Raw genomic sequence first — 9,966 nt, 5'->3', positions numbered from 1 at the left:
CAGGCCAGCACCAGCGTGATGAGCTTGACGATGATGTTGGAGAGAAAGCCCTTGAAGACCTCGAAGCTCAGTTCGGAAGTCAGGCTCTGGTCGAAGAGGTACAGCAGGAACGGAAGGAAAACAAACAGCAGACCACCGCTCAAGCGATGAAGAATCGACACACGCCCTGCAAGCGGCAGGCGATACGCCGTCAATATCTGCCCGATACCGATGTTCCGGAATTCCGGCCTCGGTTTTTTTAATGTGTCAGCCACAGTAGACCCCCTTTGCCTCTTTAGATAAACACAACGGCGCACTCCGCCGCTCGCTCCGATATAGGCGCGAATCGTCCCACCTCATCCTTTGATCGAACGGCGTTGTATTGCGGGAAGATATTTAGGACGGACCGCGCGATAGCGATATTTTGTCGCACCGCTGATATACTGTCCAATATCTATCGCGTCTTACTGAAATAGCTTTTTCAGATATCAGATGGAACTGCGTCATATTCGCTACTTTCTCGCTGTCGCCGAAGAGCGCAACGTCACTCGCGCGGCCGAAAGACTCGGCATCGGTCAGCCGCCGCTCAGCCAGCAGATCCACGCGCTAGAAGACGAAATGGGCGTGCGGCTGTTTCGCCGCACCGGCCACGGCGTGGTGTTGACGGAGGCCGGTGAAGCCTTCGCCGCCGACGCCAAGCGCATCCTGTACGACACGCGGCTGGCGGTCGAAAAAGCGCAGAGCGCGGGTCGCGGCGAAATCGGGCAGCTCAACATCGGCTTCACGGGGTCCGCAGCGTTCAATCCTGTCGTATCCAAGCTGATTCGCGATTATCGGCAGGACTACCCGAACGTCACCCTCACGCTTGCCGAAGGCAACACTGCACAACTGCTCGCCTATCTCGGCGACGGCCGTGTGGACGTCGCCTTCGTGCGCCTCGGCAGTCAGTCGCCAGCGGGCGTGCAGTTCCATCACATCGCGATCGAGCCGATGCGGGTCGTATTGCCCGCAACGCATCGTCTCGCGAAGAAACGCAAGATCGCGCTGTCCGCATTGGCAGAAGATCCGTTCGTGATGCTTCCGCGAGAAGCGAGCCCTACGCTGCATGACGTCATTGTCGGAGCATGCAGGGAAGCCGGCTTCGAGCCGATCGCGGGACAGCAGGCGCCGCAGCTTTCGTCCGTGGTGAATCTGGTCGCTGCCGAGTTCGGCGTCTCACTGGTGCCGGCTTCGGTATGTCAGATACAGGTCGAAGGCGTCGCTTATACCGACGTGCTCGGCAACGCCATCTCGATCCGGCTCGTGCTGGCCTCGCGCATCGAGGCCGCGCCCGCGAAGACAGCGAACTTCCTGCAGAAGGCGGTTGCGTTGGCGTCGTCGGTTACGTGAGGCAGTCGACCAACACCATGATGCGTTGACCGTTCAACGCGTTCGCGGTTGCTGCGATGGTGTGGCATTCGACGCATTGCCGCCCGCCGAACCGGCTGCAGGTAAGGGTATGTCGATGTGACACGAGATGCCGTCTGAGTTGAACGTGAGTTCGGTGCGTGCCTGCAGCGTGAACTTCAGCGCCTTCTCGATGAGTTGCCGGCCGAAGCCGGTCCGGCTGCTATCCGGTCTGGCGCGAACCCCGCTTTCCACCCACTCGAATACGAGCAATGCAGCCTCGACGGTGCCCGCCTCGACGCGCCAGCGCACGTCGAGTCGTGCCTGCTCCTCCTTCAGCGCGCCATATTTGAGCGCATTGGTCGCCAACTCGTGCAGGACGAGCGCGATGATCTGTATGTTCCGGAATCCGAGCGGCACGACCGGCCCACTGATGCTGACCCGTTCGCCGTTCGCAACGCCGAGCGCATCGAACTCGAGCCGCACGATATCGCTCAGGTTGATCAGATTGCCGTCCGCTTCCCCGACCAATCCCTGCAGGCGTCCCAGCGCCGCGAGGCGGCTCGTGAACGTTTCCAGCTTTTGATCGGCGGTGAGCGTCTGTTCAGCAATAGATTGAATCACCGCCAGCAGATTGCGCGTGCGATGCTGCAACTCGCCGATCAGCACGTTCTGCCTGTCTTCGGCGTGGACCATGTCCGTGACGTCGACAAAAGCAATCACCACACCGTCGATCTGCCTGTCGCCGTTGCGGTACGGCGCAAGGCGCACCAGGAAATGCGCAAGCCCATCCCTGCCGCTGACGTGGCGCTCCCTCGGCTGGTTCGTTTTGAAGACGGTCTCGATATCGTGCTCGAGACCGTGCAACTCGAGCCGGCTGACGAGCTCCGTGATGGGACGGCCTCGGTCGATAGCACGAATATGGAAGATGCTGTCCATTGCGGGCGTGAACGAACGGATGACCAGGTTGCGGTCGAGAAACACCGTTGCCACCGAAGTGCTCTCGAACAGGTTTCGCAAGTCGCTGTTCGAGCGGTCGAGCGCGTCGATCTTGCCGCTCAATTCCATGTTGACGGTTTGCAGTTCCTCGTTGAGCGAAACGAGTTCTTCCTTCGACGCCTCCAGCTCTTCATTCGACGACTGCAGTTCTTCGTTGACCGAGACCAGTTCCTCATTGGAAGACTTCAATTCCTCCAGTGCTGTCTCGTACTCTTCGATCATGGACTGCAAACGCTCGCGCGTCTCGCGCAACTCCTTTTCGATCTGCGCCGCGGTGCCGTCGTGCATGGACTGCGCGCGCGCAAGCGCTTCCTCGCGGGCCGCTAGCGGGCCTTCGTCCTCGAAGATGACGAGATACATATGCTCGCCCTGTGGCTGACCGGTCAGCGGTTCCACTGTCAGGCTGATGATCTGCACACGGCCGTCTTCGCCCTCCACGACGACGCCTTCGCGCGTGACCGTGCGGCCCGACTCGACCGCTTCGCGAAACACCGATCGCAGATCGAGGCTGAGTCCCTTGCGTGCGAGCGCAAACAGTTGCCGCGTCGGCACGCCGGGGGCGGCTTCCAGGTACTTGCCTGTGCGGCCCGAGTAATAGACGACATCGCCGTCGCGCGTGACGAGCACATGCGGCGGTGTGAAGCGCTCCAGCATATGGTTGTCCACCACGTGCCGCAGCGCTGCGCCGCCGAGCGCAGGGCGGCTTGACGTCAGTCCTCCGGGTTGCCCGATCTTCAACGACGAGACTGACAGCGGCACACGGATCTGCGGCGAAACATCAGCTCTGCGCCGGAAGATGCGGTGCTTCTTCTCGACCGGCAGAAACAGTTCGTCAAACTGGCTGACGTTCTCCGACGTACCGAGGAAGAGGTACCCGTCCGGTCGCAGCGCATAGTGAAACGTCGGGATCGCCTGATTCTGGATTTCGGTACCGAAGTAAATCAGCAGGTTGCGGCAGGAGACGAGGTCGATGCGCGAAAAGGGCGGATCGCGAATCACACTGTGCGGCGAGAAGATGCAGAAGTCGCGCACTTCCTTCGTGAGCACATAGCTGCTGCCGTCCTGAATGAAGAAGCGCTCCCGCCGTTCGTCGGATACACCGTCGAGCATCGCTAGCGGGTAGCGTGCCGCGCGTGCGACGGCGAGCGCGCCGTCGTCGATGTCGGTGGCGAAAATCTGTACGCGCGGCGCTGTCTGGCGGCCATCCATCTGCTCGCGCAGCAGCATCGCAATCGAATAGACTTCTTCACCGGTCGCGCAACCGGGCACCCACACGCGAATTGTGTCGTCGGCGCCGCGTCCCTCCAGCAACTGGGGAATCACGATCTCCGCGAGCGCGTCAAACGCCTGCGCATCGCGAAAGAAACTGGTCACGTTGATCAGCAGGTCTCGAAACAGAGCGGCGACTTCTTCCGGCTCTTTCGACAGACGCGCAACGTATGCCTCCGGCGTGTGGATTTCAAGGACCTGCATGCGCCGCTGCACGCGGCGCACAAACGTGTTCACCTTGTAACCGCTGAAATCATGGCCGACCTGACTGCGCAGGATCGCGTAGATTGCAGTGCGCGCTTCGTCGAACTCGCTTGCATTGGTTTGCGCTCCAGATTTCCCGGCAAAGCCGTCGAGCATGAAGACGCCCGCGGCGAAGCTCGCGAGCTTCTGGCCCATTGCCTCGGCGGGCACCACGAAATCGACGAGGCCCGTTGCAATCGCGCTTCTCGGCATGTTCGGATGATGCGGGCCAAAGCCGTCGCCGGCCTGCGCGAGTGTCAACCCGCCGCGCTCCTTGATTGCCTTGATGCCTAGCGTGCCGTCGGAATCGGCGCCCGAGAGAATCACGCCGGCTGACAGTTCGCCGACGTCGGCCGCGAGCGTGCTGAAGAAAACATCAATCGGTTTGCGCTCGCGCCGGAGCTTGTCCTGAGACTGCACGTGCAGTGTGCGGTCCTTGACACTCACGACGGCGTCGGCGGGCAACAGGTACACGTTGTTGGATTCGATGGACGTGCCGTCTGCAATGGCGTGCACCGGCATGTCGGTGAAGCGGGCGACGATTTCCGGCAGCATGCTGTCGCGATCGGGACTCAGATGCGTGACGATCACGCACGCGAGGCCGGGGTTTCGCGGCATGCCGCGGAAGAAGCCCTCAAGCGCTTCGACGGCGCCAGCGGACGCGCCTATGCCGACAATCGGAAAAGTGGTGGGTCGCGTCATCGTTTGTCCCGCATTGCCGCGCGTTTGCGACCATCGGGATGGGCCTGCCGCTTCGGGGGCGTACCGTCCGCGCTATTGTCCAGCGAAGGCATGGACTGCTCCTGCAGCAGCCGCGGTCCGGCACGGACGACCTCGCTTGCCGTGCTGAAGCGGCCTACGACTATTTCTGCCTTTATGAACGACGCCAGTCGCTCCGTCAGACTAACGCATAGCGCGTGCTTGCTCGGCATGGGCGACTCGCGAAAATGGATGGGTATGATTTTATATTACACCTTTGGAACTGGGCACTTCGATCACCCGTGGCGGGCTCAAACGCTTATTCACGCGAGAGTGTCTCAGGACAGAATCGCGAGACCGAAGAGCAGGATCACTGCGCACGCCCATTCACCGATGTTCGCGATGCGGCATCGGCCGCAGTGATCGCATACGACCTTGGTCCGATTGTCCTCAACAGATACGCAGCGCAATCATGTACTCACGACGCGAGCTTATGCGTCGTCGGGAACACCCGGGAGCTGTTGTGGATGTTTACAGGAAACACCGCTTTTGCGCCGTCGCATTGAGCGGTGTGCTCCTGAGCGGTGCGGTCTAGCCAAGCCGGCGAGGGCGCTGCAGTCGGCGCGGTTGGCGGCACGATGGTTTTGCGGAGCGCGGGCTCGCAACAATCGGCAGGCTGCTGCAGATTCGAGTCAGGCGGAACGTGTTATTGGATGCCGCCACTGAGCGAAACGGCGTGCGTGTTATTCCGCTGGATGCGAAGTGCTTCATGGCCGCGTGATGCAACCGTGGCTGGAACGTTACCCTTGCCCGCAAATAGCGGCGAGCTGTAAGGCGAGAGTCCTATTCCTCTCGTCGCCATGACATCACTAAACTGGTCAAGCCGGGACGAGCCTTAACGTTACTACCTGAGTACTCATCTGACCGCGTCATGTGACTGCGGCCGACCGAGTGATGTGATTGCTGCCGCAACGATTTAAGAACGATGTGTTTACCCGCGTACCGGTCCTTCGGCCGGAGCGCTAACGGAGGCCAACAATGAACAGACGGAACTTCGTGTTAAGAACTGCGGCTGCGATGGCTGCTTCCACTCTGGCGGTTGCCGGTTGCACCATGACGTCAGGCGGCGGCAAAAGCGCTGAGACCGACGCGTCCAAGCGCCAAGCCATTGATGCGAGTGTGAACGGTACATTGAGCCGGCTGTTCTCAACGGTGCAAGGCTCACGGGAACTTGCGTCGAAGGCACAAGGGATTCTGGTGTTTCCCGACGTGAAGAAGGCTGCGTTCATTGTGGGCGCCCAGTATGGCGAAGGCGCATTGCGTGTGGGCGGCACTACGGCTGGCTATTACAGCACGGCGGCGGCGTCATTTGGATTTCAGGCGGGGGCACAATCCACCGCTGTCGTTTTCATGTTCATGACAAGCGACGCGCTCGCCAAATTTCAAAGTTCGTCTGGCTGGTCGGCCGGGGGTGATGTTGGGGTATCGGTCGTGAAGGTAGGTGCGAATGGCGCAATCGATACGACATCGGCAACCTCGCAGGTGGTCGCCCTCGTGCTCACCAATGTCGGACTGATGGCCGACGCCTCGGTTAACGGTGCAAAGGTGACGAAGCTCAACCTTTAGGCCCTGAAGCATGTGATAGCAATGTATCGGGCGTTTGCGCGATCTGAACCTCGTCGCGCTCCGGCGTGACCTGGACGACGATGGTTAAATCGCTTCACGACATGTCCGCGATCCACGCAACGCATCCGGCGTCGTGTCGTTAAAGGTCGGCACGACGCGCGGGACGCATACTCGCTCGGAAATAGAGTCTGGATGTCGTCAAACGTCAGGAATCCGAACTTGGTCAGGAATGCTTCAGCCCGTTCATACTGCAATGTCGCCTGATTGACTTCAACCGCGGGCCATCTCATTCACGCACTTATCGCTATCTGACTCAGCTTTAGACAGCGCGCGAAACTATGCTATTTGGTCGCAGTTAGCATAATCGCGCCGAAGTAGAGCGCGTAACGCGATTCGAAACCGGAAACGTTTTGAATTCTCACTGCCTGTACGCTATAAGCGAACTCGATTGCTTCTTGCATAGGTGAGCTTGAAGCGGAATGCAAGCGATGCAGCGAAAGCCATGCCCCGGTAGCCTCGGCCTTCTAATTCGCCTACGGGTGACGAACGGCCACCATGAGCCTTTAAGGCCCAAACGTGTCCATACGGTACTTCGCAATTCCATCGTCGACTTGCAACGATGTTTTAACAGGCTATTGAACGTCAAGTCGAACGCGCGTTGCGCCATTTTTTCCGACGCTTCCAGTTCGCTCGAAAAAAATTCTGAAAAAAACAGGTTGCTACCTTTCATCCGGCTATCTTCCCGTCTATGGTACTCAAAGGTACCAAACAAATACGGCTTTCGTGCGATTAGGTGAGCCGACCAATAACCTACTAGATCTCATTTTGCTGATTGACCGAAGAGTTCGCTCATCTGTCGATCTGTTGAGCGGGTAACGTGGCATGTTCGAGCACATTCCCGCGAAGAGGCGCACGTTGCTGCTCGATACCGTAGGGCCAATACGGAGAGTCCAGTCATGAATATGCCCACACGCGACCCCCGCACGATGATGGCGGGGATTGCGTCAGCCCTTGAGCGGCTTAAACATTCATGGGGAGCCAGCGCAAGGAGACAGAACCCGACGCCGTCAGGCAGGCCTGCCAGGATGGTTACGGCAAATCGAGCGCATGACAGGCCGCGGGTCGACATACCTGACGTGGCACCTCGCAAAGCGGCGAGCGGACAGGACAATTTCGTTCGAAAGCAGTTGCACCCCCGGGCATACAGGCGATCATCCGCTGCGCGCTCCGACCGTATGGGGCAGTTAAAGAGTGCGCTGGTCAGATATCTGTCATGGCCGACGGGTCGCGCTGAAGACACGAGGCTTAATCGCGCCAGAGAAGCGCTGAAGCCACTGCTGGACATGATGCCTGCGGCGATGATCGTGGTCGATGACGCTAATAAGGTAGTACAGGCCAACCAGCTTGCCGCAACGCTTTTCTCCTATAAAGCGGAGGAAATGAGCGGCCTCTCTTTCGCGCAGTTGTTTCCTCGCTTGGATAACGACGCGGTGGCGCGGCGAGGACATCCATCATCAAGCGGCGCACCAGAAGACTTTTCAGCTTCCAGCGCGCGACGAACAGCCGTTGCACGATGTAAGGACGGCAGCGAACGGCCGGTCAGCGTGAAGTGCACGCACTACAGACCGGCTGGCGCATTCGTATGGGTCGTCACTGCCGACGACGTGCAAGCTCACGCAGAGATGGTTAGCGACGAGTCGCAGCACGCGCATCTTGCGCGCGTTTTCGAACTGGCGGAAATGGCGGCCGTTCTTGCTCACGAAATCAATCAGCCCCTCACCGCGATCCTGAGTAACGCACAGGCGGTACAGCGATTCCTGCATTTGACCAGGAGCGGTTCCACTGATTTGCGGGAGGCGTTTGCGGACATCGTGGCGGATAGTTTTCGTGCCACTGAGATCGTTCGCAAGCTGCGGCAGTTCGTCCGTCGGGCCGCACCCGAGACACGGTCGATCGATATTGGAAGTCTGGTCAGCGGAGCGATGCACCTCATGCGTCGCGATGCGGTGGTGCGCGGGGTCAGCGTGACGCTCGATATCGGGAGGCGTGTGCCGCTGGTTCGGGGCGATAGCATTCAGTTGCAGCAGGTCATGATCAATCTGCTGCAAAACGCGTTCGACGCGGTAGAGGGGTGTTGTGCGGAACACCGCGTCGTGTCGGTGAAAGTCGATACTGCAGCGCAAGGAGAAGGGGTCAGTATTTCTGTGAGCGACCGCGGCCCTGGTCTGAAGGCGGAGCAACTCGGCGAGATGTTCTCGCCGTTTCCCACCTCGAAGCCGCAAGGTCTCGGGCTCGGCCTGTCGATCAGTATCTCGATCATCTCGATGCACGGCGGACGGCTTTGGGCGGAAAGCAATGGCGAGCGGGGCGCGACGTTCCGGCTCGTGCTGCCATCCGCAGGCGAGGTTGATATATGACAACCTGTTCAAACACCATGACTGAAGTCACTCCGATGGTATTCGTCGTCGACGATGACGAACACGTCAGATCTGCTCTGGCGCGACTGATCCGGCTGTCCGGTTATTCCGTGCAGACCTTCGAGAGCGCAGAGACGTTTATCGAACGGTTCGATCCGAACGGCGGCCCTGCCTGCCTGCTGCTGGACCTGCAACTACCGGGACTCAGCGGATTAGCGTTGCAGCATCAGTTACATGAGTGGCTACCGATCATTTTCATGTCTGGGCACGGCAATATGAGTTCCGCCGTCGACGCAATGAAAGGAGGAGCGACAGACTTCCTGCCAAAACCGGTGACCGACAGCGTATTGCTCGACGCAATCGAACGCGCGCTCGAACGCGCGCGACGGCTATTCGGTTGGCGCAGCGAACTGCAGGAAATTCAGAGCCGGGTCAAACAGCTTACGCCGCGCGAGCGCGAGGTGATGACGCTTGTCGTGGCGGGTTACCTGAACAAGCAGGTCGCGAGCGAGTTGGGCGCAGCAGAAAAGACCATCAAAATTCACCGTGCGCGTGTGATGGAAAAAATGAAAGCCGGCTCGCTCGCAGAACTCGTGCGCCTCGCCGAAAAAGCTGAATCGGCGACCGCGACGGACACGACCGTCGCGTATCGCTGACTGCGTTCGAGCAGGCGCCATGCAGATGAGGTCGCACCTCGTCGGTGCTGGTGCGAATCGAAATTTCAGACGTCCTGTATGCCAGCGCTGCTGGCATTCACACATCGCGCGCAGTGCCGCTGACGCGTAACCACCAGTCGTAATCCGGCACACCTGATTGGTCTTGGTAGACCAAAGTCCTATTTCATATCTCAAGTGAATTCGTTAGGCTCGGACTGCATGATCGCGTTGCGACATCGCCTAACGAGCCCGAACGTACCACATGGCCAATCTCACTCCGACCGCAGCGGTTGTCGACGATGAAGAATCGGTCGGACGGGCGATCAAGCGCCTGTTGAGATCTGCTGGCATCGACGCGGAGGCGTTCTCGAGCGGCGAGGCATTTTTGAACAGGCTGTCGACCGATGCTTCGTACCGGCCCGACTGCGTGATTCTCGATGTCCTGATGCCCGGCGTTGGCGGCGTCGAAGTGCAGCGCCAACTGTCCGGTTCGGGGATGCCGGTCATCATCATCACCGCCCACGACGACCCGTCGGTTCGCGCGCAAGTGCTCGCCGCAGGCGCCATCGACTATCTGCGCAAACCGTTCGACGGTGCCGCGCTCATCCGCGCCGTTCAGGCGGCGACGGGTTTCCCGCCCGCGCCCTGAGGCCGCTCTCCGTTGAGCGGCGGCGTAGCAGCGTCGTCTTCGT

8 protein-coding genes are annotated in these 9,966 nt (G+C 59.8%); 5 read left to right on the top strand and 3 right to left on the bottom strand.

What is annotated here, in order from left to right:
* Nucleotides 1-254: succinate dehydrogenase, cytochrome b556 subunit (gene sdhC / locus SB753_RS06605; protein WP_410799581.1), on the bottom strand; the 254-nt coding region annotated here is incomplete at its 3' end.
* Nucleotides 255-471: 217 nt separating this feature from the next.
* On the opposite strand from sdhC, the gene SB753_RS06600 reads away from it, so the two are divergent.
* Nucleotides 472-1,368, top strand: a complete 897-nt coding sequence (locus tag SB753_RS06600; RefSeq protein WP_408256288.1) for a LysR family transcriptional regulator — start codon at nt 472-474, stop codon at nt 1,366-1,368.
* A gap of 33 nt (nt 1,369-1,401) precedes the next feature.
* Here the strand turns inward: SB753_RS06600 and SB753_RS06595 are convergent, their stop codons facing one another.
* Together SB753_RS06595 and SB753_RS06590 are read right to left on the bottom strand one after the other, a co-directional pair.
* The gene (locus SB753_RS06595; protein WP_410799578.1) at nt 1,402-4,578 is read right to left on the bottom strand and encodes a CheR family methyltransferase; all 3,177 of its coding nucleotides are present in this window, start codon (nt 4,576-4,578) and stop codon (nt 1,402-1,404) included.
* Entirely contained in the window at nt 4,575-4,808 is a 234-nt protein-coding gene (locus tag SB753_RS06590; protein WP_087752081.1) for a type II toxin-antitoxin system ParD family antitoxin, read from the bottom strand. The genes SB753_RS06595 and SB753_RS06590 overlap by 4 nt, the downstream gene beginning before the upstream one ends.
* An 805-nt stretch (nt 4,809-5,613) precedes the next feature.
* Between SB753_RS06590 and SB753_RS06585 the strand changes: the two genes are divergently transcribed.
* From SB753_RS06585 to SB753_RS06570, 4 genes are all read left to right on the top strand, one after another.
* Nucleotides 5,614-6,201 carry a YSC84-related protein gene (locus SB753_RS06585; RefSeq protein WP_087752080.1) on the top strand — a complete coding sequence of 196 codons (588 nt, stop codon included), beginning with the start codon at nt 5,614-5,616 and terminating at the stop codon, nt 6,199-6,201.
* 956 nt (nt 6,202-7,157) lie between these two features.
* Complete coding sequence (locus SB753_RS06580) at nt 7,158-8,618, top strand: sensor histidine kinase (protein ID WP_410799577.1); 1,461 nt, start codon at nt 7,158-7,160, stop codon at nt 8,616-8,618.
* Between the two features lie 17 nt (nt 8,619-8,635).
* Complete coding sequence (locus SB753_RS06575) at nt 8,636-9,274, top strand: response regulator transcription factor (RefSeq protein WP_410799575.1); 639 nt, start codon at nt 8,636-8,638, stop codon at nt 9,272-9,274.
* A gap of 262 nt (nt 9,275-9,536) precedes the next feature.
* Nucleotides 9,537-9,923 (top strand): response regulator transcription factor, encoded by a 387-nt coding sequence (locus SB753_RS06570; RefSeq protein WP_087752077.1) that lies wholly within the window; start codon nt 9,537-9,539, stop codon nt 9,921-9,923.
* The last annotated feature ends 43 nt before the right edge of the window (nt 9,924-9,966 follow it).

It is taken from the genome of Paraburkholderia sp. SIMBA_053 (genome assembly GCF_046534895.1).
In the GTDB taxonomy this organism is placed as follows: Bacteria; Pseudomonadota; Gammaproteobacteria; order Burkholderiales; family Burkholderiaceae; genus Paraburkholderia; species Paraburkholderia caledonica.
This window is presented reverse-complemented; position numbering and strand designations above follow the sequence as displayed.